This is a genomic window from Microbispora sp. NPDC046973 (genome assembly GCF_040644495.1).
Classification (GTDB): Bacteria; Actinomycetota; Actinomycetes; order Streptosporangiales; family Streptosporangiaceae; genus Microbispora.
In genome coordinates, this window is the sequence record NZ_JBEYWQ010000004.1 from 151343 (window position 1) to 174078 (window position 22736).

The window sequence follows — 22736 nt, forward strand, 5'->3', positions numbered from 1 at the left end:
TCCGCATGGCCACGATGCTGCTGAGCACCCACGGCACCAACGGCGACGTGCTCCCGTTCGTACGGATCGGGCGCGAGCTGGCGGAGCGCGGCCACGACGTCGTCGTGATGACGCACTCCTGGTTCGCCGACCGGATCGCGGCCGCGGGTCTCCGGCACCTGCCGATCGACACGTCGGAGGGCTACGACCGGCACCTGGACGACGCCCGGCGCTACATGCTCGATCCGTTGAAAGACCCCGACGGAGTGCTCGCGCTCTATCGGCGAAACGGCCTGTTCGAGCTGCTGGCCGACGAGGTCCGCATGATCGAGGCGCACTACCGGCCGGGGGAGACCGTGGTGGTCGCCCGGCACACCTCGGGCATCGCCGCGCTGATGGCCGCCGAGCTTCGCGGGGTGCCGGTGGCGCTGGTGTCCGTCACGCCCCACCAGTACGTCTCGCTGCCGGTGCTCGGGAACCTCTTCCGGCGGGTGCTCGGGCAGGGGTACGACGACGTCTTCCAGGCGTTCGGCCTGCGGCCGGTCCGCGACTGGGTCGCCTATCTGACGAGCGCCAAGACCCAGCTCGCGCTGTGGCCGGAATGGTTCGACGCCGCGGGCCAGCCGGCGCCGGAGGGCGTCGTCCGCTGCGGCTTCGTGCTCGGCGACACGGCGGAGGGGCCGGTTCCGGACTGGGCCGAGCCGCCCGTGCTGATCACCGGTGGCACCGGGCAGGTCCTGCACGATCGGTTCTACGACGTGGCGGCGCGGGCGTGCCGGCGGATCGGGAGGAGGGCCCTGCTGGTGAACCGGCACCCGTCGTTCCAGCCCGAGTCGCTGCCCGAGGGGGTGGAGTGGGTGCCCTCTGCGCCGTTCGCCACGGTCATGCCCCATGTCGCCGCGGTCGTTCATCACGGCGGAATCGGCACGCTCGCCCGGGCGCTGTCGTCGGCGACCCCGCAGGTGCTGCTCGCCCACGGCGTCGACCGTCCGGACAACGCCGAGCGGCTGGAGCGCGCCGGGGTGGCGACCTGGCTGCCCGTGACGCACTGGACCGAGGACCGGGCGGCCGACCTGCTGGCCCGGGCCCTGGACTCCGCGGCCGACGGTGGATACCGGGAGCGGATCGCGCCGCTCGCGGCCGACGCCGCGTCACAGGACGCCGTGCGCGTCGTGGCCGAGCACGCCGAGGCGCTGATCGGCACCGACGCGGTCATGACGCGGCCGGATCCGCGCGAGCGGCTGGCGCGTCTCACCCCGGAGCAGCGCACGCGCCTGGCCGCCATGGCGCGCGCCCGCCGGGGCGTGTGAAGAAGGGCCTCCCGGGTACGCCGGGCCCATGGTGGAAACGGTCGCGCCGATCTCGCGCTTCGACTACGACAAGGTGGCGATCGTCACCGGGGCCGACTCGGGGATCGGGCAGGCGACCGCGGTGACGCTCGCCGCGCACGGGTTCGACGTCGGCGTCACCTATCACCAGGACGAGAAGGGCGCGCGGGAGACCGCCGAGCAGATCGAAGAGCAGGGGCGCCGGGCCGCCGTGCGGCAGCACGACCTGACCGACCCGGTGGCCGCGGCGGCCGTGATCGACGAGCTCGCCGACGAGCTGGGCGGCCTCGGCGTGCTGGTGAACAACGCCGGCACCGGCACGGCCGAGCCGCTGCTGGAGATCGGTTACGACCGGTGGCGGTCGGTCCTCGCGGTCGACCTCGACGGGCCGTTCCTGTGCTCGCAGCGGGCGGCCCGCCGGATGATCGAGCGCGGCGCGGGCGGCCGGATCGTCAACGTGACCAGCGTCCACGAGGACTACCCCCGCCTCGGCGCCGGGCCCTACTGCGCGGCCAAGGGCGGCCTGCGGATGCTCAGCCGCACGCTCGCGCTGGAGCTGGCCAGGCACGGCATCACCGTCAACACCGTGGCCCCCGGGGAGATCGCGACTCCCATGACCGGGCAGGAGGACCGGCCGCCCCGGCCGGACACCCGGCCCGGCTACCCGCTCGGCCGTCCCGGCGACGCCCGCGAGGTCGCCGCCGTCATCGCCTTCCTGGCCGGGCCGGCCGCGTCGTACGTCACCGGGGCGTCGCTGTTCGTGGACGGCGGGCTCGGCCTGATGGGCCCGCAGGCCGCCGGCGACATCGACAAGGACATCTGGGCATCCGCCTGACGGGCCTTGTCGCATGACCCGGGCGTGGGTGACGATGGCGCCTGAAGACGCGGAGAGTGAGGGCGCCGTGACCAATCCATGGCTCGCGCTTGAGCCCGGGGCCGACGCGGCGGAGCGCACCGGCGAGCTGCGCCGCGCCCATGAGCGCTTCCTGTCGGCCGGGGCGATCGACGGCCCGATCGACGGCCCGGTGCGCTCCGTGGTCGCCGACTCGTGGCGGCGCTCGGCGCGGGCGGTCGATCCGGACGCGCTCGCGCCGCTGGAGCTCACCGACGCCGAGCTCGAGGAGTATCGCGACGCGCACCCGCTGGCCCAGGTGCTGCCGCTGTTCCGCGACCTGCTGGGCGGCATCGCCGACGACGGGCGGCACCTGCTCGCGGTGTGCGACGCGGCAGGCCGGCTGCTGTGGGTCGAGGGGCATCGCGGGGCGCGGGCGCGGGCCGAGCGGATGAACTTCGTCGCCGGGGCCCGGTGGGACGAGTCCCACGCGGGCACCAACGCCCCCGGCGTCGCGATCACGGTCGGCCATCCGGTGCAGATCTTCGCGGCCGAGCACTTCGCCGTACCGGTGCAGCCGTGGACCTGCGCCGCCGCGCCGATCCACGACCCGCACACCGGCCGCCTGCTCGGCGCGGTCGACGTCACCGGTGGCGACAACCTGGCCAGCCCCTACAGCCTGGCCCTCGTGCAGGCGGCGGCCCGCGCTGCGCAGGCCCATCTGGCGACGCTCCCGGCTCCGGCGCTCGCGCCCGCCGTGACGCTCACGGCCCTGGGCCGGGACGACGCCGTGCTCACCGAGGGCCAGCGCCGCATCAGGCTCGGCCCCCGGCACAGCGAGATCGTCGTGCTGCTCGCCTGCCACCCCGAGGGACTGAGCAGCGAGCAGCTCAGCGCGGAGCTGTACGGCGACCGCATGCTGAACCCCGTCACGCTCCGCGCGGAGCTGTCCCGGCTGCGCCACCGGCTCGGCCCGCTGCTCGGCTCCCGCCCCTACCGGCTGCGGGTGCCGGTGCGGGCCGACTTCCAGGCGCTCGCCGAGCACCTGGCGGCCGCCGACGCCGACGCCGCGCTGCGGGCCTATCGGGGGCCGCTCCTGCCCGGCTCGGACGCGCCCGGCGTCGTGTGGCAGCGCCGCCTGCTGGACGACGGCGTACGCGACCTGCTGACGGCCCGGCGCGACCCCGCGCTGCTCGAACGGTGGACGCGCGCGCCGTGGGGGAGGGACGACATCGTCGCCTGGCAGGCGCTGCTCGCCGCGCTGCCCGCCGGATCCCCGGCCCGGGCCCGGGCCGCCCGGCGGGTGCGGGATCTCGACGCGGAGTACGGCCTGCCGTTCAGGTGAGGTTCTTGAGCCAGCGGAGGGCGACGGCCGCCGCCAGGCGAGGCGGTACGGTGCCCGCCCCGAGCCCGACGTCGACGAGCAGGTCGAACACCTCGGTGCGGCGGGCGGCGACGGCGATCGCCGCGTCGATGAAGCCGGGGGAGCGGGCGGCCAGGGCGAGGGCGTCGGTGGTGCGCAGGTGCCGTCCGAGCGCCCGGCGCAGCCCGCGCCGGTAGGCCCGCAGCGGATCGCCCGGCGAACCGATCGCGGCCTCGGCGGCCAGCCGCCCCGACAGCAGCGCGTAGTAGATGCCCTCGCCGGTCAGCGGGTTGACGAGGCTCGCCGCGTCGCCGGCCAGCAGCACCCGGCCCGCCCCCGGCACCGGCCGTCCGGTCGACAGCGGCAGGTGATGGGCGCGCAGGTCGCGGACGGGCGACCTGATCTCGCCCAGCAGGGGCAGGAGCCGGGCCAGCCGCCCGTGCAGGATCTCGCGCCCGGGCCGGCCTGTCCCTGTCAGCGCGGTCTGTCTGAGCGTCGGCACCAGCAGGCCGTATCCGACGTTGGCCGTGCCGTCGCCCACCGGGAACGACCAGGCGTAGGCCGGCCAGGCCTCGCTCTGCATGACGATGACCTGCACGTCGTCGTCCGGCGGCACGTCGGCGTATCCGCGCACCGCGATGGCGGTGTGCCGGTCCGGGCTCGGCGGGACGCCGATCAGCCGCCGCACGGCCGAGTTGGCGCCGTCGGCGGCGACGACCGCCCGGGCGACCAGGTGGCCGTCGACCACGACGTGCTCGCCGAGGGCGGTCAGCGTACGCACCCGGTGGCGGCGGACCTCGACGCCGCGCGCCCGCGCCGCCTCGACCAGCCGGGCGTCGAAGACCCGGCGGGGAACCACGTGGTTGGGCCGCGCGACGACGGCCGAGACGCGGGCTCCGCCGGGGGACGTCACCGACAGGCGCGGCGTGGGCCGGTGGTCGTCGAGCAGGCCGGGCAGCCCGAGCAGCGCGAGCTCCTGCCGCGCGTGCGCCGCGATGCCGTCGCCGCAGGCCTTGTCACGCGGGAAGGCCGCCCGGTCGAGCAGCAGCACCCGGCAGCCGGGGTCGAGCTGCCTGGCCCGCAGCGCGGCGGCCGAGCCCGCCGGCCCGGCGCCGACGACCACCAGGTCCCAGACATGGTCCACATTTACAGACCGTACGTGGAGAAGAGGTTGGTGGTGGGCCACGACGTCACCGAGTTCGCGGCGGTGTGGAGAAGGGAGTCGATGTCCCCGTAGTTCAGCCCGGAGGCGTCGTCGCGCTGGTCGAACAGCACCACCCAGCTCAGCCCGTCGTAGCGCCGGACCATGAGCGTGGAGGTGCCGGCCAGCGACCCCGTGTGCCAGGTGTTGCGGCCCCCGGTGACCGGGCGGACCTGCCAGCCGAGGCCGTAGTACCAGCCGTCGGAGTTGACGCCGATCGACGGCTTGGCGAACGCCTTGGAGATCGACGCCGAGGTCAGCACGCCGGCCGCGTCGAAGAGGGTGGTGAACTTGGCCAGGTCGACGGCCGTGGCGAGCCAGCCGCCGTGCGCGGCCATGTTCTCGAGGTTGAACCCGCCGTACGGGAAGGGCACCACGGAGTTCGAGGTGTCGATCACGCTCTTGCCCGTGTACTGCGAGAAGTACGGCACCTCGCCCGATTTGCGGAGACTCTTCGCGGTCCTGCCGAGCACCATCCGCTTGATCTTGAGCGGTGTCAGCACCTTGCTCTGGACGTAGCTCGCGTACGAGACCCCGCTCGCCTTCTCGATGATCTTCTGCAGGAGGAGGTATCCGTAGTTCGAGTACGCGTACGTCGTGCCGGGGGCGTGGTCGAGCTTGAGGCCGGACGTGTGCTTGATGATCTGCGCCTGCGTGATCGGCAGCGGGACGCCGAGCGCCGTCGCGATGACCCGGTCCTTGAACATCGGGTCGCCCGAGACCTCGGAATCCCACCCGCCGAGGTGCTGCAGCAGGTGGGTCACGGTGACGGAGGCGAGGCGCGGGTCGGCGGTCGTGCTCAGCCCCAGCAGCGGCGCGACCTTGGCCGAGAGGCTGAGCTTGCCGTCCTGCGCCAGCTTCAGGACCGCGGCGGCGGTGACCGGCTTGCTCAGGCTCGCGACGCGGAACAACGAGGTGGGCCCGGCCGCGAACGACGTGTCCGCCGTCCAGTTGTAGCCCCGGGCGAGCACGAGCTTGCCCTTGCGGACGACGGCGAGGGACGCGTGCGGGATCGCCCGTGCCTGCATGAAGCGCTTCAGCGTGTCGTCGAAGGACTTGAGCGACGTCGCGCTGCGGCCGGTGACGCTCCACACGCGGGCCGCCGCGCGCGCCGGTGACGCGGGCAGTCCGGCGGCCAGCCCCGCCGCGGCGGCGCCGCCCGCCAGCAGGCGCAGGGCGTTCCTGCGGGAGGCGGTAAACGTTTCCGAAATCATGACGGCTGATCTTAGGGGAGATTTGACCGGGCATGACCACGGCCCTGACCGCGCCGCGCGGAGGCTGAGTGCGGAAGGACGCCTCCGAACGGCCCGGAACACGGACGCAACGTGTCGGCAACGTGCCCGCGACTAACGTCCGGGGCGTCAGACCCCACATCCTGTCCGGGAGGTCCATCCCATGACCCGTCACGCCGCGCCGGGACAGCCGGACGCCCTCATGGCGTACGAGCAGCGTTACGACCACTGGATCGGCGGCGAGTACGTCCCGCCGCAGCGGGGGCAGTACTTCGAGAACCCCACGCCGGTGACCGGTCAGACCTTCACCGAGGTCGCGCGCGGCACGGCCGAGGACGTCGAGCGCGCGCTGGACGCCGCGCACGGCGCCGCCCCCGCCTGGGGGCGCACGCCCGCGGCCGAGCGGGCGAACATCCTCAACCGGATCGCCGACCGCATGGAGCAGAACCTGGAGCGGCTCGCCGTCGCCGAGACCTGGGAGAACGGCAAGCCGATCCGGGAGACGCTGGCCGCCGACATCCCGCTGGCCATCGACCACTTCCGCTACTTCGCGGGAGCGATCAGGGCCCAGGAGGGCAGCCTGTCGGAGCTCGACGCGGACACCGTCGCCTACCACTTCCACGAGCCGCTCGGCGTCGTCGCGCAGATCATCCCGTGGAACTTCCCGATCCTGATGGCCGCCTGGAAGCTCGCGCCGGCGCTGGCCGCCGGCAACGCCGTGGTCCTCAAGCCGGCCGAGCAGACCCCGGCGTCGATCCACTACTGGATGAGCCTGGTCGCCGACCTCCTCCCGCCGGGCGTTCTCAACATCGTCAACGGGTTCGGCGTCGAGGCGGGCAAGCCGCTGGCCTCCAGCGCGCGGGTCGCGAAGGTGGCGTTCACCGGGGAGACCACCACCGGGCGGCTGATCATGCAGTACGCCAGCGAGAACATCAAGCCGGTCACGCTGGAGCTCGGCGGCAAGAGCCCGAACGTCTTCTTCGACGACGTGTCCTCCGCCGACGACGAGTTCTTCGACAAGGCGCTGGAGGGCTTCACGATGTTCGCGCTCAACCAGGGGGAGGTGTGCACCTGCCCCTCCAGGGCGCTCATCCAGCAGGGCCACTACCAGCGCTTCCTCGAGGCCGCGGTCGAGCGTACGGAGAAGATCGTCCGCGGGCACCCGCTGGACCTGGCCACCATGGTCGGCGCCCAGGCGTCCAACGACCAGCTGGAGAAGATCCTGTCCTACCTCGACATCGGCCGGCAGGAGGGCGCCAAGGTGCTCACCGGCGGGCACCGCGCCGACCTCGGCGGCGAGCTGTCGGGCGGCTACTACGTCGAGCCGACGATCTTCGAAGGCGCCAACCACATGCGGGTGTTCCAGGAGGAGATCTTCGGACCGGTCGTCTCGGTGACCTCGTTCACCGACTTCGACGACGCCGTCAAGATCGCCAATGACACGCTGTACGGCCTCGGGGCGGGCGTGTGGACCAGGGACGTCAACAAGGCGTACCGGGCCGGCCGGGCCATCCAGGCCGGGCGGGTGTGGACGAACTGCTACCACGCCTATCCCGCCCACGCCGCCTTCGGCGGCTACAAGCAGTCGGGCATCGGCAGGGAGACGCACAAGATGATGCTCGACCACTACCAGCAGACCAAGAACCTGCTGGTCAGCTACTCGCCCTCGAAGCTCGGCTTCTTCTGATGCCCGAGGTGTCCCGTGTGGACCTCACCCCCGCGGCCGCCGACCTCATCCGGCGGCTGCGGGCGGCCCACGGCCCGCTGATGTTCCACCAGTCCGGCGGCTGCTGCGACGGCAGCGCCCCGATGTGCTACTTGGAGGGCGAGTTCCGCACCGGCTCCTCGGACGTGCTGCTCGCCTCGCTGACGGTCGAGGGCGTCGACGAGCCGGTCACGTTCTGGATGTCGGCGAGCCAGTTCGAGCGCTGGCGGCACACCCACCTGACCGTGGACGTCGTCCCCGGCCGGGGCAGCGGCTTCTCCCTGGAGGCGCCCGAGGGCGTGCGTTTCCTGATCCGGTCCCGCCTGCTCACCGACGCGGAACGCGCCGCTCTCGACGCGTGACGCGCCTCTCGGCGTACGGCGTGCGCGACCCCGGAGCGTCGGCCCCGGGGTCGCTCTGTTCGCTCGGTCTTGGTGGGGGTACGGTCAGTTGTCGGAGATCCCGTCGCGGGCGTTGCGGGTCTCCGCCGCGTCGAAGAACGCCTGCGCGAGGGCTCGCCACTGGGCCGTGCCGTCGTAGAAGCCGGGCAGGGTCCGGAACTCGACGACCAGGCCGCCGCGCGTGTTCGCGCCGCCGCCCACGTTGCCGGCCGGGACGGTGGGCAGCCCCTGGACGGCGGCGTTGCCCGTGCGCCTGGCGCCGACTCCGGTGGGGTTGGCGATGGGTCCGCCGGCCAGGGCGACACTTCCGACGCCGGCCGCCATGTTCGACAACGTGGCGGCGTCGGTGTCGCCGGGGGCCGCGGCGAAGACGTCGACACCCGCGAGGGGCGTGCCGACGTCGGCGGCTCTTCCCGTGGCGTTGAGGAGCGAGTTCATCAGGGCGGCCTGGTTGGCCGTGAAATACGCCTGCTCCGCGGCGGTCATCCCGTAGGTCGTGAGGACGCTGTTCGGGCTCTTGACGAGAGCGGGCACGATGTTCTTGGCGGAGCCTCCGATCTGCCCCAGTGTCAGCGTGCCACGGCGGAGGTAGAGCGCCAGGTGGGTGAGCCAGCCGCGCAGCCCGCGGAAGTTGCCCGCCTGCTGGCGTTGTGTCGCGGTGGCGCCGTTGTACGCCTGGTCGGCCAGATTCCGCCCGATGTCGACCGCCTCCCGGATGTGGGTCTTGATGTCGCGGTAGATGCTCTGCTCGGCCGGGTTCGTCACCCGGGACGCGGCGGCGTACTCCGAGTCGGAGTACCACTTCAGCAGGCTGTGGTATTCGCGCAGGTCGATGCCGATGTTGACCTGGACGCTGCCCTGAAGGTTGTGCTCCGGAAGCCGGATCGCCGGGTAGGCGCCGGTGTCGGTGTAGTCGAAGGGCCCCACGCTGACCGGAAGGGGCATCGCGCCGCCGAGCGCGGGGAACGCGCCGACCCAGCGGGTGGTGAGCCCGTTCGTCTGGGCGTCGATGGTGGTGATGAAGGCGTCGATGTTGTTCATGGCCGCGGTGAGCTGGGCCTGGCTGACCGCCGGGGGATCCATGACGATCTCGATGATCGAGTCGCGGCTGCCCTGGCGGATCGGCCACCCCGTTCCCAACGGGTTCGGCGGCAGCACGCGGTCGTCGTGGTCGGCGTCCACCCGGAAGCCGTTCGCGGGGTTGCGGATGGTGCCGTAGGTGACCGTGCCGTTCATGTCCCGCATGCCGACCGCGGCGATGCGGTGCCCCTGTTTCTTCGGCAGCCCCGCGACGTACTCCTTGGCGACCTCGGCCTTGATCTGCGCCACCTCGGCAGGGGTGAGTTTGTCGATGGGGATGGGCACCTCGATCTCCAGGCCGATCGCCCGCTGCAGGACGAGGGCGCCGCGGCCCCGGAGCCGGTCGGCGGCCCGGTGCGCCAGGCGCGCCCGGCCGGTGCCGAGACCGGACCGCTCGCCTCGGACGAGGGCGACCAGTTCTTCGGCGCAGATGTCGGCCATCGCCTCGTCCGGGTCGTCCGGGCGGCCGATGACGAGCCCGCGCCCCGCCTGGAGTGCGCGTGCGCCGGAGTGCTGCTGCGCGACGTGCGTCGCCTCGTGGCACAGCAGCCTGAGCCCGTCCAGGATGCCGGGGTCGAAGGCCCCGGACCGGAAGTACATCTCGCCCCCGGCGGTGAAGGCCCGCGCCCGCGCCGCGGCCGTGAGCCGATCGGCGAGGGGATCGGCGTGGTATCGGACCGCCGAGAAGTCGACCTCGAAGTACGCCGAGAACAGGCGCCCCAGCCAGCCCGGTAAAAGGCTTCCGCGGCCATGGGCGGCGCGTATTCCTCCTTCCAGAGCGACGCGGGAAAGCGGGCGGGACGAATCGCCGGTAATGGGCATGCGGGCTCCAGAATGTCGTGGCGGTTGCGGGCCTGGCGGCCTACCGAGAATCGCCGTCACGCCGATCGTCGTTACGAAACCGCAGTTCCGGGCTGGTTGGTGAGATCATGCGATCGGTCACGTTTTCAACGCCCTTTTCCGTATAAACCGGCCAAACTTTCTCGGCAACGGCATTTATGGCCGTGCCGTCGGAAAAGAAAAAGAGGCCGCGGCGGGGCGGCCGCGGCCTCCGGGACTTCACAGGGACGTGCCGGTACCTGTGCGTCTGGAACTAGATCTTGCCGGTGCCCGCGTTGGCGACGACGTTCGCCTTAACGCCGCTGGGGTTGTCCACCGTGTACGAGTAGGGGATGGAGGCGACGCTGCCCGAGGTCTGCGGCGTGCCCGAGTTCACGAAGTAGTTGTTGCGGGCGACGATCGACCCGCCCGGCGACGAGCCTTCGGCGGTGTGGGTGGGCTCGGCGATGTTCTCGAAGTAATTGCCCTCGACGAGCACCCCGGCGCCGCAGGTGGAGGCGATGCCGTAGCTGTAGTCGGTGTAGGAGGGGTCCTTGTAGTAGTAGTTGTTGAACACGTGGACCGGGTTGCCGAAGCGCACCCGGGGGTTGCGCTGGGCGCAGGTCTGGAACGCGTTGTGGTGGTACGTCACGCGCAGATGCCCGGAGTCCTCGGAGCTGTTGCCGTCGCTGTGGCCGACGAGCGAGCACTTGACGTGGTCGTGCAGCTTGCTCCAGGAGACGGTGACGTAATCGGAGCCGTGCGTGATGTCCAGCAGGCCGTCGTAGTAGTCCGTGCCGTGGCTGGTGTCGCTCGACAGGTCGTTGTGGTCGAGCCACACCCGCGTGGCGTTGTCGAGGTGGATCGCGTCGCCGTTGCCGTTGCCGGCCTGGACCTTCGAGATCTTCATGTTGCGCACGATGACGTTGCTGACGTCACGGATGTTCAGGCCGCAGCCGGTCAGCCCGGAGTTCGCGCCGACGCCGAGGACGGTGGTGTTGCCGCCCACCCGCACGTCCTCGGAGCAGCTGAAGTTGCCGTTCACCTGGACGATCTTCGCGGTGTCGCCCTTCACGGCGGCGGTGAGCGCGGTCAGGGAGGTGACCGTCGTCGTGGCGCCGCCCGCGCCGCCTGTCGTGCCGCCGCCCTGGGTCGCCCAGCCGACCAGTCCGGTGGTGGGCGGGGTGGTCGGGCCGCCCGTGGGCGTGGTGCTCGGCGTGGGCGTCGGGCTCTTCGTCGGCGTGACGGTGGGGGTGGACGACGGCTGGGATCCGGCGGGTTGGAGGGTCCACTGCTTGGTGGACACCGAGTCGCAGGAGTTCTGCTGCACCGGTGCGCCGGAGGAGGTGGAGTTGTCCTTGGTGTTCAGGCACTTGTCGCTGTTGGCGTTGATGAGGCCGTAGCCGGAGCCCGAGGCGGTGAGCTCCCAGGTCTGGGAGGAGGCTGCGGTGCAGGACTCCTGCTGGACGGCCTTGCCCGCGGAGGTGGAGGCCCCGGCGACGCCGGCGCATTTGCCGCTGTTGCCGGCGGCCAGGCGGAAGCCGCTGCCCTGGGCCGACAGGTTCCAGGTCTGGTCGCTCGCGCCGGTGCAGGTGGAGACGGTGAGCTGCACGCCGTCGGCGGTGCTGCCGCCGGGAACGGTGAGGCACAGGCCGCTGGCGCCGTTGACGATCCGGTAGGCGCCCGCACTGGGTCCCGCACTGGGCGCCGCGTTGGAGACGCCGACGAAGACGCCGCCGACCAGGGCGGCGGCTGCGGCGAGGGTGCCGACCACCCCGACTCCGGTTCTGGTTCTGGTTCTCAAAGCCGAGCTCCTTGCATGTCGTGCAGGACCCCTGACCGAGGGGGCGACTCCTGGTCCCACAGGAGGGTTCATGAATGCGAACGACATTCATGGGGAGGAACACCACGCATCAAATTACGGACCGGTCAACCGCCGGTCAACGGATGCGTCCGCACAGGTTCGGGCCCGCTCCGTCGCTCACCCCGGCTGGGCAGGTGGAGGCGGACGGCGGGTCTTTGAGATCATCGTGAAACGTTCAGGCCGGATCGTTCGGGGAGGAATGGCGGATGAGTGAGGAAGCGGAGCCGCGGACGCCGTTCAGCGCGTGGTTGAGGGCGCAGAGCGAGCCCGACTGGACGGCGGTGGTCACGCACCCCTTCGCGGCTGCGATCCACAGCGGCACCGCCGACATGCGCCGCTACCTGGAGCAGGACTTCCAGTTCGTGGACGCCTTCACGGCGCTGCTCGGCGCCGCGGTCGCCGCGGCCGACACCTTCGAGGCGCGAGTGGCCGTGGGCCGCTTCCTCGGGCAGACCGTCGCCGACACCGAGCACAGCTACTTCCACCGCGCGCTCGCCGAGCTCGGGGGCGAGCAGGCCCCGGCCACGCTGGAGCCGGTGACCATCGAGTTCCGGGCCCTGATGGACGAGGTGCGCCTCAGCCAGGACTATCCGCTGATCCTGGCGGTGCTGTGCGTGGCCGAGTGGACCTACCTCGGCTGGGCCTCCCGGACCATCGGGCTCCCGGAGGGCTTCGTCCACCGGGAGTGGATCGACCTGCACAGCGGGCCGGAGTTCGAGGCGTGGGTGGGCTTCCTGCGCGGCGAGCTCGACCGGCTCGGCCCCGGCCTCGACGAGAACGGCCGGGCCCGGGTGCTCGAGGTCTTCCGCCGGGCCACCACCCTGGAGCGCCGCTTCTTCGACATGGCGCTCGGCTAGGCACGCAGGGCGAGGGCGGTGAGGCGGCGCAGGGACACGCGCAGGAAGACCGCGCTCACCGGCCCGGCGACCCGCCAGCCGATCCGCCCGGCCAGGCCGAGGGGCACGTGGAGGTTCTCCTCCCAGACGATCCTGCTCCCGCCGCCCGGGCGGGGCAGCACGTGGAAGCGCCCGACGCCGCGTACGAGGCGGCCGGTGTGGCGAACCTCCACCTCGTGCGGCGGGCGCCAGCCGGTGACGTCCATCGTGTCGACGAAGGACAGCGGGCCGACCCCGGTGGCCGCCGCGAGCCTGCTGCCCCTGCTGTGCCCGTCACCGGCCACCACCCAGGCCCGGGTCAGCACCATCCATTCGTGCTGCCGGGGCCAGTCGGTCAGCACGGCGAAGACCCGCTCCGGGCTCGCCTGCGCGTCCACCGCCACCGAGAGGGTCTCCACCCCGTAGGTCCTACCCCGGGGACGCGTCCTACCCCAGGAAGCGGATGTCGCGCACGGCGGCGTCACCGGCCGCGAACTCCAGCAGGCCCTCACCCTCGGCCGCCAGCGCGTCGCGGGTGGCGGCGCCGAGCGGCTCGAACGGCTCGATCTCCAGGACCGCCGTCGCCGCGGCCTGCCCGCGCCCCCGTTCGATCCGCCACAGGCCTGCGACGAAACCGTCCACCAGGATCGTCGCGCGGATGATCCCGTTGACCGTGAAGACCCGCAGGCGGTGCTCCTCAGCCATCACCCGCGTCCGGTCGGCGTGCGAGAGCAGCAGGTTGTCGAACTCGGGCAGGAACCGCACCGGTGCCTCGGTGTCCGGACCGGGCAGCGGCGCCCCGGGCAGATCGAACAGCTCCACCCCGTTCTCGTCCCGATAGGCGACCAGGTCGAGGTCCTTCACCAGCGAGCGCAACCTGGTCAGGCCCGACCAGGTCTGCATGTCCTTCACCGACGCCGGTCCGAAGGCGCGCAGGTAGCGCAGGACCATGTCGCCGGCGGCCGAGCCGTCGCCGAGCGGGCGGCCCAGCCACGCCTCGGCGGGGACGTGCCGTGCCTGGCCCGAGGCGCCCCACACGCCGCGCGGCGGGACCTGGACCAGCGGCACGACCGCGCGTACGGCCTGGGCCAACGCGTCGCGACCCGGCCAGCGCTGCCCGAGCAGCTCCTCCAGCTCCGCGAAGCTCAGCGGCCGCTCCTCCATCAGGGCGCGGGCGGCGGCCGCCACCTCGCCGAGATCCACCCCGTCCAGCCGTTTGCCGTATGAGGTGCGCAGCGACCGGTCGAGGAGCGGCTGCATGACCGGGCGCAGGGCGAGGCAGTCGTCGGCGCTGACGAGGTGGATGGTGCCGCGCATCAGCGCGATCCGCACGGCCGTGCGGTCGGTGAGCAGCGCGGCCAGGTCCTCGTGCCGGAAGTCCAGCAGGCGGGTCCACAGGCCGACGTAGGCTGGGAGAGGAGCCTGCGACTGCATGCCCACCAGATGCTCGATCGCGGCCAGAGCCTTGGCGTCGTGGCGGCGCAGCAGCATCTGACGGTCGAGCAGCGCGCGGTTGAGCATACGTCGGGTCAGCACGCCGCAAACATAACGCCCGGCACCGACAGAACCGGGGGGTGCCGCTGATGATCACTATCGACGTCCCACTGTGGGCCGCCCGGCTGCGGGCGCTGCGCCGCGGCCGGCTGTGGAGCCGCAGGGACCTGGAAGAACGGCTGACCGAAGCCGCAGGGGAGACCGAGCCCGGGCTGCCCGCCGACGCGGTGCGCGCATGGGAGGCGGGGGAGCGGCGGCCGGACCCCGGCCACGCGGAGCTGCTGTGCCGCGCGTTCGGCGTGGACGAGGCGGACCTGTTCGTCGGGCCGGGGCCGGGAACCACCCTGTGGCACCACCTGACCGGCATTCCGCTGATGCCGGGCCTCGTCTCCGAAGAGGAGGAGGAGCGGGTCGGCCGGGCCATCGAGCGTCCCTGGCGCGCGGACGCCGGCACGGTCGGGTACTTCGAGCGGATGCTCGGCGCCTGCGCCGCGCCGCACGCGCGGCCCGCCGATCTCGCGGCGGCGCTGCGGCCCGTCTTCGCGGGCATCGAGGCGTTCCGCCGGGACGCCCGGCCGTCCGCGCGGGGGCCGCTGCTCGCGCTCGCCACCCGGGATGCGGAGCTGATCAGCGGGATGGAGCACGAGGCGGGCGATGCGCCGGGAGCTCGGGCCTGGTCCGACCGGGCGATCCGCGAGGCGCGCGAGACCGGCGACACGCTCATCGAGGTCTCCGCGCTGGTCCAGCGGGCCGAGCTGGTCGACGCCGCCGAGCCTCGCGAGATCGTCGAGGCGGCCGTGGCCGCCCGGGAGCGCCCGGGGGTCCCGGCCGAGGTCGGGACGCTGTCGCGGCGGCACGAGGCCCGGGCGCACGCGCTGGCGGGCGAGGTGGAGCTGTGCCACCGCTGCCTCGAGGAATACATCGAGGAGTCGGGCGAGACGCGCGCGGAGCTGTGCGCGGGCTGCCTGGTCGACCTCGGCCGGCCGGGCGGCGCCATCGAGATGCTGGAGGGCGAGCCGGGCCCGGCAGCGCCCGCGTACCTCGCGGCGTACGTGCTGGCCCGCAAGGCGCACGCGTACGCCGAGGCGCACGAGCGGGACCCGGCGGCCGACCTCGCCCGGCAGGCACTCGCGCTGGCCCGCCGTGCCGGGGCCGCCCGGGCCCTGCGGGAGCTGGGCCGCGTCCACCTGCCGCCCACCGCCGAAGCGCGCAGGCACGCTCTCGTCTGACCGGCCTCAGTGGCCGGAGTGGCCGGTGTGGCCCGAGCGGGCGGGGATGGTGCGGTTCACCTGGCTTTCCGTGCCCGGTTCGACGATCACGAACTGCCCCATCATGCCGGAGTCCTCGTGCCGGAGGATGTGGCAGTGGTACATGTACGGCGAGGCGGGGTCGCTGTAGCCGCCGAACCTGACCGCGAGCCGCACGACGCTCTTGGCCGGCACGTAGACCGTGTCCTTGTAGCCGGTGGCGTAGGCCGGCGGCGCGGAGCCGTCCACGTCCAGCACCTGGAAGGCGACCTCGTGGATGTGGAAGTTGTGGGAGTAGACGTTGTTCTCGATTTCCCAGATCTCGACGGCCCCGGCGGGTACGACCTCGTCGATGCGCGTCATGTCCATTCCCCTGCCGTTGATGGCGTCATGACCGCTGAGCTTGAAGCGGCGCACCGTGGCGCCTGCGGGCGCGGTGATGGGCGTCAGGGGCGCGAGGCGGGCGGGGACGCCGGGAGCCGGCTTGAGAGTGCCGGCCGCGACGAGCTTCAGCAGGTCGAAGTCGCCCTCGCCGATGTCGACGCCGTTGTCGGCCGTGCGCAACACGACCTGCTCGCCGGGCGCGAAGGCCACGACGATCTCCGCGCGTTCGCCGGGGGTGAGGGAGATCGCTTCGACCTCGACCGGGGCGCCGAGCAGGCCCCCGTCGTTCGCGATGACGTGGAAGCGGCGCTTGTCGGCGAAGACCAGGGTGTACATCCGGGCGTTGGAACCGTTGAGCACGCGGAAACGCACCCGCTCGGTGGTGACGCTCAGGTGAGGGTTGTAGGTGCCGTTGACGAGGACGTGGTCGCCCAGAATGCCGAAGGTGCCCTTCAGCGGGTCGCCGTCGAAGGAGCCGTCGGCGGCGAACCTCTTGTCCTGCAGGATCAGCGGGAAGTCGTCGACGCCGTAGTCGCCGGGCAGGTCGAGATCGAGGTCCTCGTCGAGGATGAACATCCCGGCAAGGCCCCGGTAGACGTGCTGAGCCGTGGTGCCGTGGGGATGCGGGTGATACCACGAGGTGGCGGCGGGCTGGTCGATCGTCCAGTGCGGCGTCCAGACGGCGCCGGGCTCGATGGGCTGGTGCGGACCGCCGTCCATCCGGGCCGGCAGGCGCATGCCGTGCCAGTGCACCGTGCTGACCTCGGGGAGCCGGTTGTGCACGGCCATCTGGACCTTGTCGCCGCGACCGGCGCGCAGCGTCGGGCCGAGGAAGCCCCCGTTGAAGCCCCAGGTGGGCGTCTGCCTGCCGGGCAGGATCCGCGTCCGGCCCGCCTGCATGGACAGCTCGAAGCGGCGTACACCGTCCTTGCCGGGCTTGGGGTGGAGCAGCGGGGGCACCCGCAGGGGGTTGCGAAAATCGAGCGCGGCCTGGGAGGACCTGGAGGCGGAGTCCGAACCGGAGCCGCAGGCCGGCACCAGGCCTGACAGGGCTGCGATCGTGAGGAATTTACGTCGATGCATGGCGAGCAGACTCTAGTGATCCTTCCCTGTCAGGGCTGAATCGCATGGGCGGGGGAGGCCTTGTTAGGTTGTGGGCGTTTCGCCTGATTTCTCTGAAGGGGCGCCCATGCCGGCCGGATCCTCGTTGCCGCCCTCCCTGCTCCGGGCGCTGGCCCGGCCGGTCCCGCCGGGCAGCCTGGCCGACGTCGAGCACGTGGTCTTCGTCATGCTGGAGAACCGCTCGTTCGACCACTACTTCGGCCGCATGCGCGGGGTGCGGGGGTTCGGGGACCGCAACGCGGTGTCCACCCGCGCCTGGCGGCCGGTCTTCGAGCAGGACGGCGTGCTGCCCTTCTCCGTACGGGAGGCGGCCGAGCGGGCGGGGGCCGACCCGATGCTGCTCGACACGCACGACCACACCTGGCTCGGCACCCAGAACGCCTGGGCCATTGGCTGGAACGACGCCTGGGTGCCCAGCAAGGGGCCCGGCTCGATGGCCTACTACGACCGGCGCGACCTGCCCTTCCACTACGAACTGGCCGACACGTTCACGATCTGCGACGCCTATCACTGCTCCCTGCTGACGTCGACGACGCCCAACCGCAACTACCACGTCTCGGGATACACGGGCTACGAGCCGGGCACCCGGCAGCGCGCGCTGGACAACGTCGCGTCCGAGGGGGCGGAGGGGCATCCGGGCTACGACTGGGTCACCGTGCCCGAGCTGCTGACGAGGGCCGGGCACACCTGGCAGGTGTACCAGGAGTGGGACAACTACGAGTGCAACAACCTGGAGTTCTTCCGGCCGTTCGTGGCCGTGGCGGACCGGATCGGGCTGGGCGGTATGCGCTCGTTCTACGAGAAGGTCCGGGCGGCGGATGACCCGGCGCCGTTGCTCGCGGAGCTGGCGGAGCGGGTGGCCGCCCTGGAGCCGGCCGACCGCGACCTCTACGACCGGGCGCTGCGCCGCGCCCCCGCGGGCGGCCTGGCGGAGTGGTTCGCCGCCGACGTGGCCGCCGGGCGCCTGCCCGCGGTGTCGTACGTCGTGCCCTCGCTGGCCGACTCCGAGCACCCCGAGGGGTCGTCGGCCGTGGAGGGCGGACGGGTCGTCTACCGGCTGCTCGACGCGCTGGGGTCCCACCCAGAGGTCTGGGCGCGTACCGCCGTGTTCATCACCTATGACGAGAACGACGGCTTCTTCGACCACGTGCCGCCGCCGGTCCCGCCCGACGGCACCCCCGAGGAGTTCGTCGGCGGGCGGCCGATGGGCCTCGGCGTCCGCGTCCCCATGATCGTCGTGTCACCGTGGAGCGTGGGCGGCCACGTCTGCTCCGAGACGTTCGACCACACCTCGACCGTGCGGTTCCTGGAGCGCCGGTTCGGGATCGCGGCGCCCATCGGCGAGTGGCGGCGCCGGGTGGCGGGCGACCTCACCTCCGCCTTCGACTTCACCGCGCCCACGGCCTCGCCTCCCGTGGAGACCGTGGCCGGCCCGCGGCCGTCTCCGGCCGGGGACCGGTGGTATCCGCAGGTGCCGGCCGAGCAGCGGATGCCGGTCCAGGAGCCGGGGGTCAAGCCCGCCCGCGCGCTGCCGTACCAGCCGGACGCCGAGGCGGTCGTGCGCGGGCGGTCGGTGGAGATCGTGATGCGCAACTCCGGCGCGGCCTCCGCCCACTTCATCCTCTACGGCCACCTGGGCGAAGTCGCCAAGCCGATGCACTTCGACGTGCTCGGCGCGGCGGAGGAGGTGGTCTACTTTCCCTGCCCGTCGTACGACCTGGTGCTCGTCGGGCCGAACGGTTTCCGCAGGGAGTTCCGCGGCGGGACGGCCGACCCGGTCGAGGTGACCGGCGCGATCGACGCCGCGGCCCGGGCCGTCGTGATCGCCCTGGCGAACCCGGGCGCCTTCCCCGCCGAGGTGTCGGTCACCCCGCTGGCCTACGGCGGCGCGGCCCGTACGGTCCGGCTCGCGCCGGGAGACACCGCCCGCGTCGAGTGGCCCGCGCCCACCGGGTGGTACGACCTGACGATCGGGGTGGCGGGGCACGACGGGTTCGCCCGGCGGCTGATGGGACACATCGAGAACGGCCGCCCGAGCGTCACGGGGTGACACCCGGGCGGGGCGGGCACAGGCGCGAATCAGACGCGGGTCAGGCGCGGACGAGCGGCGTGTCCACGAGGTGCTCGGCGAGGAACCACGCCTGCAGCTCGCCCGTGCGGATGACCTCGGAGACGAGCAGGTCGTTGGTGCCGTCGTCGCCCATCTCGGCAGCCCGGGAGGCGGCGTCGTGCGCGGCGACCAGGATCGTCTCGTGCGCCTCCAGGAGCCGGGAGAGCATGGCGGGCACCTCCTCCACGCCGTCCGGCGGCCGTGGGATCACGGTCATCTCCGCCACCTGGCGCGGATCGCCGACCGCGACGCCGCCGAGGGTCTGGATGCGTTCGGCGACCGCGTCGATGATCGGCAGCTGCTCGCTCGCATGCTTGTCGAGAAGCAGGTGCAACTGGTAGAAGGTCGGCCCACGCATGAGCCAGTGGTGCTTCTTGTACAGGTTGTAGAGGATCTGCGTGTCGGCCAGGATCTGGTTGAGCCGCTGACAGGAGTACTCCCGCGTCTCCCTGGGGAGCCCGACCGGGAAGTCCCGCACGGTCCCGAACGACTGAATCTCGGTGCCCCTCTGGTGCAGCCAGGGCTGGCTGCTCTCACGCATTCTGGAGGAAGGGTTGACGCTCAAGATGTCTCTCCTCACTCGGTCGGTTTATGTCCAATAGTGAGTCTTTCGCCAGATATGACCCCTAAACGCCTGCCTGGGGCATATATCCCAAGGTGAACCATGTCACACCGCCGGCCCGCGTGGCGCTCGCGCTGGTGCTGCTCGCGGTGACCGGTTGCGGGGGCGGCGGACGACAGACGCTCACCGTGTTCGCCGACACCTCGCTCACCGGGACGTTCGGCTCGCTCGGCAAGGCGTTCGAGACCGCCCACCCCGGCGTCGCCGTCCGGTTCGACTTCGGCGGCAGCTCCGCGCTGGCGCAGCGGATCGTCCGTGGAGCTCCGGCCGACGTGTTCGCCGCGGCCGGCACGGCGGCCATGCGCCGGTCGGGTGCGCCCGGCCCGCGGGTCTTCGCGCGCGACAGCCTCCAGATCGCCGTGCCGAAGGGCAACCCGGCCCATGTCGCGGGCCTGAAGGACCTGGCCGCTCCCGGCGTCAGAGTGGCCCTGTGCGCCGCATCGGCGCCGTGCGGAGCGGGCGCCCGCGCCGCGCTCGCCGCCGCCGGAGTCACCGTCGCGCCCGCCGCCGAGGAGCAGGACGCCGTCAAGGCGCTGGCCGAGGTGCGGCTCGGCGAGGCGGACGCGGCGCTGGTCCACCGTACGGACGTCAGGGCGGCGGCGGGAGCGGTGGAGGGCGTGGACTTCCCCGAGGCGGCCAGGGTGGCCGAGGACTACCTCATCGCGACCGTCCCCGGGACCATGCGTCTCGCGCTGACCCGGGAGTTCGTCGACCTCGTCCTGTCCGACGAGGGCCGCAGGGTCCTCTCGAGGGCCGGCTTCACCCCCGTGACAGGGTGACCTGCGGGCCTTCCGCGAGCCTGGCCGCCGTACGCTCGGCCGTGGCCCTGGCCCAGCGGCCGGTCGTCAGGAGGGCGACCGCCAGGACGATCAGCCCGTACAGGGCGTTGACGCGATAAGCCGCAGCGCTGGAGACCATGGACCCCGCGATGGCCACGCCGAGGGACTGGCCGACCTGCCTGCTGGTCGAGGCGACCGCGGCGGCCACGCCCGCCTGCGCGAGCGGCATCCCGGAGACCGCGGTGTTGGTGATCGGGGGGTTGAGCATGCCGAACCCGACGCCGAAGACCACGTAGATCCCGAGCAGCAGGGGGAGCGGCGTGGTGAGCGTCACCTGCGACAGCAGCGCCCCTGCGGCGGCCAGGCACACACCCGCGACGACGGACGGCACGCGCGGGCCGCGGGTGCCGACGAGCCGGCCCGACAGCGGCCCCACGATCGTCGTGGTCACCGCGACGGGCAGCGTGCACAGCCCCGCGGCGAGGGCGGACAGCCCGCGATGACTCTGCAGATAGAGCGTGTTGAGGAACAGGAAGGCCCCCAGGCCGGCGAATCCCGACAGTGCCAGGACGGCCGCACCCGAGAACGGCGCGCTGCGGAAGAACCGCATGTCGATGAGGGGTTCGTCTCTGCGCAGCTCGCAGACGACCAGCGCGGCCAGGGCCGCCGCCGCGACGACGAAGCAGACGGTGCTCACGGCGGGACCCGCGGCCCGGCCCTCGATGATCCCGTACGTGAGCGTGCCGAGCAGGACGATGACCAGCACCTGCCCGGCCGGGTCGATCCTCCGCGCCGAGGGCGCCTTGGACTCCGGGACGAAGCGCCAGGTCAGGAACAGCGCGAGCAGGCCGATGGGCACGTTGATCCAGAAGATGGCCCGCCAGTCGACCGTGTCGGTGAGCAGGCCGCCGACGACCGGTCCGAGCGCCATGCTGACGCCGACCACGCCGCCCCACACGCCGATCGCCTGAGCCCGCTCCCTGCGGTCGGTGAACGTGTTCGTGATGATCGACATGGCCACCGGGTTGAGCATCGACCCGCCGACGGCCTGGACGATCCGGGCGGCCACCAGCCAGCCCAGGCTCGGGGCGAGGCTGCACAGCAGCGATCCGGCCGTGAAGACCACCAGGCCGGTCTGGAACGTGCGGCGGCGGCCGATACGGTCGGCGGTCGAGCCGGCCAGCATCAGCAGGCTCGCGAGCGTCAGGGTGTAGGCGTCCACCGTCCACTGGAGGCCGGAGACCGGCGCGTGCAGATCGTGCCCGAGCGACGGCAGGGCGACGTTGACGATCGTGTTGTCGAGCGACACGATCAGCAGGCTCATGCAGCAGATGAGAAGAACGAGTATCCGCCGTCGGCGGGTCATTTGCGACACCACACCACACAACCGTACAGATCCGGTCATGCGACGCTTGCGACCGGGCAAACCGAATGAAATTCTCCTCCCATGCGTGCGACGGCGAACGGCATCGAGATCTGCTACGAGGTGTTCGGCGAGCCCGGGGGACGTCCGGTCGTCCTCATCATGGGACTCGGAGCGCAGATGATCAGCTGGCCGGAGGGGCTGATCGAGCTGCTGGTGGAGTCCGGCCACCGGGTCGTCCGGTTCGACAACCGGGACGTGGGCCTGTCCACCCACTTCACTCCGGCGGACGCCCAGGCGCCCGCCCCGTCGTACACGCTGGACGACATGGCCGACGACACGGCCGGCCTGATGGACGTGCTGGGCTGGGAGAGCGCCCACGTGGTGGGCGCGTCGATGGGCGGCATGATCGCCCAGGCCCTCGCCATCCGCCACCCCGCCCGGGTGCGCACGCTGACCTCGATCATGTCCACGCCCGGGCCCCGCGTCGGGCGGGCGACCGAGGCGGCCATGACCGCGCTGATAGCGCCCGCCCCGCGGGACCGCGACGAGGCGATCGCCCGCGCCGTCGCGACCGCGCGGGTCGTCGGCTCCCCCGGCTACGAGATGGACGTCGAGCGCGTCACCCAGGTGGCCGCGGAGGCCTACGACCGGGCGTTCGACCCCGCGGGCACCGCACGGCAGTTCACCGCCATCCGGATCTCCGGCGACCGTACGGAGGGACTGCGCGAGCTCTCGGTGCCCGCGCTGGTGATCCACGGCGAGGACGACCCGCTGGTCACCCTCGAAGGCGGGACCGCGACCGCGGACGCCATCCCCGGCGCGAAGCTGCTGACCTTCCCGGGGATGGGCCACGACCTGCCCCGCCCGCTCTGGCCCGTCATCGCGGAGGCGATCACGGAGCTGACCGGACGGGGCTGACAGGCGGGGCTGACA

19 protein-coding genes are annotated in these 22736 nt (G+C 72.4%); 10 read left to right on the forward strand and 9 right to left on the reverse strand.

All coding sequences use genetic code 11. The features are described 5' to 3' along the window. Positions 1–5: 5 nt before the first annotated feature. The 3 genes from ABZ860_RS10680 to ABZ860_RS10690 all read left to right on the forward strand — a co-directional run bounded on the left by ABZ860_RS10680 (position 6) and on the right by ABZ860_RS10690 (position 3484). Positions 6–1289: a glycosyltransferase gene (locus tag ABZ860_RS10680; protein ID WP_357218012.1), complete on the forward strand. Its 1284-nt coding sequence runs from the start codon at positions 6–8 to the stop codon at positions 1287–1289. A 28-nt stretch (positions 1290–1317) separates the two neighbouring features. Beyond that, positions 1318–2142 (forward strand): SDR family oxidoreductase, encoded by an 825-nt coding sequence (locus ABZ860_RS10685; protein ID WP_357218015.1) that lies wholly within the window; start codon positions 1318–1320, stop codon positions 2140–2142. Between the two features lie 67 nt (positions 2143–2209). After that, a complete protein-coding gene (locus ABZ860_RS10690; RefSeq protein ID WP_357218018.1) occupies positions 2210–3484 on the forward strand; it encodes a GAF domain-containing protein in 1275 nt (424 codons plus the stop codon). Here ABZ860_RS10690 and ABZ860_RS10695 read toward each other — a convergent pair. Next, positions 3477–4646: a geranylgeranyl reductase family protein gene (locus ABZ860_RS10695; protein ID WP_357218021.1), complete on the reverse strand. Its 1170-nt coding sequence runs from the start codon at positions 4644–4646 to the stop codon at positions 3477–3479. The genes ABZ860_RS10690 and ABZ860_RS10695 overlap by 8 nt on opposite strands. A 2-nt stretch (positions 4647–4648) precedes the next feature. Further along, a complete protein-coding gene (locus ABZ860_RS10700; RefSeq protein WP_357218024.1) occupies positions 4649–5917 on the reverse strand; it encodes a serine hydrolase domain-containing protein in 1269 nt (422 codons plus the stop codon). A gap of 181 nt (positions 5918–6098) precedes the next feature. Here ABZ860_RS10700 and adh point away from each other — a divergent pair, with 181 nt between their 5' ends. Continuing rightward, positions 6099–7622, forward strand: coding sequence for an aldehyde dehydrogenase (adh, locus tag ABZ860_RS10705; protein WP_357218026.1), 1524 nt, complete (start codon positions 6099–6101; stop codon positions 7620–7622). Then, entirely contained in the window at positions 7622–8002 is a 381-nt protein-coding gene (locus tag ABZ860_RS10710; RefSeq protein ID WP_357218028.1) for a DUF779 domain-containing protein, read from the forward strand. Before adh ends, ABZ860_RS10710 begins: the two co-directional genes overlap by 1 nt. 84 nt (positions 8003–8086) lie before the next feature. Here ABZ860_RS10710 and ABZ860_RS10715 read toward each other — a convergent pair whose 3' ends face one another. Together ABZ860_RS10715 and ABZ860_RS10720 are read right to left on the reverse strand one after the other, a co-directional pair. Continuing rightward, on the reverse strand, positions 8087–9943 hold the full coding sequence (locus tag ABZ860_RS10715; protein WP_357218030.1) for a DUF4157 domain-containing protein: 1857 nt from the start codon (positions 9941–9943) through the stop codon (positions 8087–8089). Between the two features lie 271 nt (positions 9944–10214). Beyond that, entirely contained in the window at positions 10215–11744 is a 1530-nt protein-coding gene (locus ABZ860_RS10720) for an RICIN domain-containing protein (protein ID WP_357218033.1), read from the reverse strand. A 266-nt stretch (positions 11745–12010) separates the two neighbouring features. On the opposite strand from ABZ860_RS10720, the gene ABZ860_RS10725 reads away from it, so the two are divergent. Continuing rightward, entirely contained in the window at positions 12011–12661 is a 651-nt protein-coding gene (locus ABZ860_RS10725) for a TenA family protein (protein ID WP_357218036.1), read from the forward strand. On the opposite strand, the gene ABZ860_RS10730 is transcribed toward ABZ860_RS10725, so the two are convergent. Both ABZ860_RS10730 and ABZ860_RS10735 read right to left on the reverse strand, forming a co-directional pair. Then, complete coding sequence (locus ABZ860_RS10730) at positions 12658–13098, reverse strand: SRPBCC family protein (RefSeq protein ID WP_357218039.1); 441 nt, start codon at positions 13096–13098, stop codon at positions 12658–12660. The genes ABZ860_RS10725 and ABZ860_RS10730 overlap by 4 nt on opposite strands. Before the next feature lie 28 nt (positions 13099–13126). Next, the gene (locus ABZ860_RS10735) at positions 13127–14215 is read right to left on the reverse strand and encodes a winged helix DNA-binding domain-containing protein (protein ID WP_357218042.1); all 1089 of its coding nucleotides are present in this window, start codon (positions 14213–14215) and stop codon (positions 13127–13129) included. A gap of 47 nt (positions 14216–14262) precedes the next feature. On the opposite strand from ABZ860_RS10735, the gene ABZ860_RS10740 reads away from it, so the two are divergent. After that, complete coding sequence (locus ABZ860_RS10740) at positions 14263–15402, forward strand: helix-turn-helix transcriptional regulator (protein WP_357218045.1); 1140 nt, start codon at positions 14263–14265, stop codon at positions 15400–15402. 6 nt (positions 15403–15408) lie between these two features. Here the strand turns inward: ABZ860_RS10740 and ABZ860_RS10745 are convergent, their stop codons facing one another. Beyond that, positions 15409–16887, reverse strand: coding sequence for a multicopper oxidase domain-containing protein (locus ABZ860_RS10745; RefSeq protein WP_357218048.1), 1479 nt, complete (start codon positions 16885–16887; stop codon positions 15409–15411). Positions 16888–16993: 106 nt separating this feature from the next. Here ABZ860_RS10745 and ABZ860_RS10750 point away from each other — a divergent pair, with 106 nt between their 5' ends. Then, a complete protein-coding gene (locus ABZ860_RS10750) occupies positions 16994–18976 on the forward strand; it encodes a phosphocholine-specific phospholipase C (RefSeq protein WP_357218051.1) in 1983 nt (660 codons plus the stop codon). Positions 18977–19016: 40 nt separating this feature from the next. On the opposite strand, the gene ABZ860_RS10755 is transcribed toward ABZ860_RS10750, so the two are convergent. Beyond that, positions 19017–19577 (reverse strand): DNA starvation/stationary phase protection protein, encoded by a 561-nt coding sequence (locus tag ABZ860_RS10755; protein WP_357218777.1) that lies wholly within the window; start codon positions 19575–19577, stop codon positions 19017–19019. A gap of 116 nt (positions 19578–19693) precedes the next feature. Here ABZ860_RS10755 and modA point away from each other — a divergent pair, with 116 nt between their 5' ends. Continuing rightward, positions 19694–20437: a molybdate ABC transporter substrate-binding protein gene (gene modA / locus ABZ860_RS10760; RefSeq protein ID WP_357218054.1), complete on the forward strand. Its 744-nt coding sequence runs from the start codon at positions 19694–19696 to the stop codon at positions 20435–20437. On the opposite strand, the gene ABZ860_RS10765 is transcribed toward modA, so the two are convergent. Continuing rightward, positions 20418–21842: an MFS transporter gene (locus ABZ860_RS10765; protein WP_357218057.1), complete on the reverse strand. Its 1425-nt coding sequence runs from the start codon at positions 21840–21842 to the stop codon at positions 20418–20420. The two genes, modA and ABZ860_RS10765, sit on opposite strands and share 20 nt — an antisense overlap. Positions 21843–21884: 42 nt before the next feature. Between ABZ860_RS10765 and ABZ860_RS10770 the strand changes: the two genes are divergently transcribed. After that, positions 21885–22721, forward strand: a complete 837-nt coding sequence (locus tag ABZ860_RS10770) for an alpha/beta hydrolase (protein WP_357218060.1) — start codon at positions 21885–21887, stop codon at positions 22719–22721. Positions 22722–22736 lie beyond the last annotated feature (15 nt).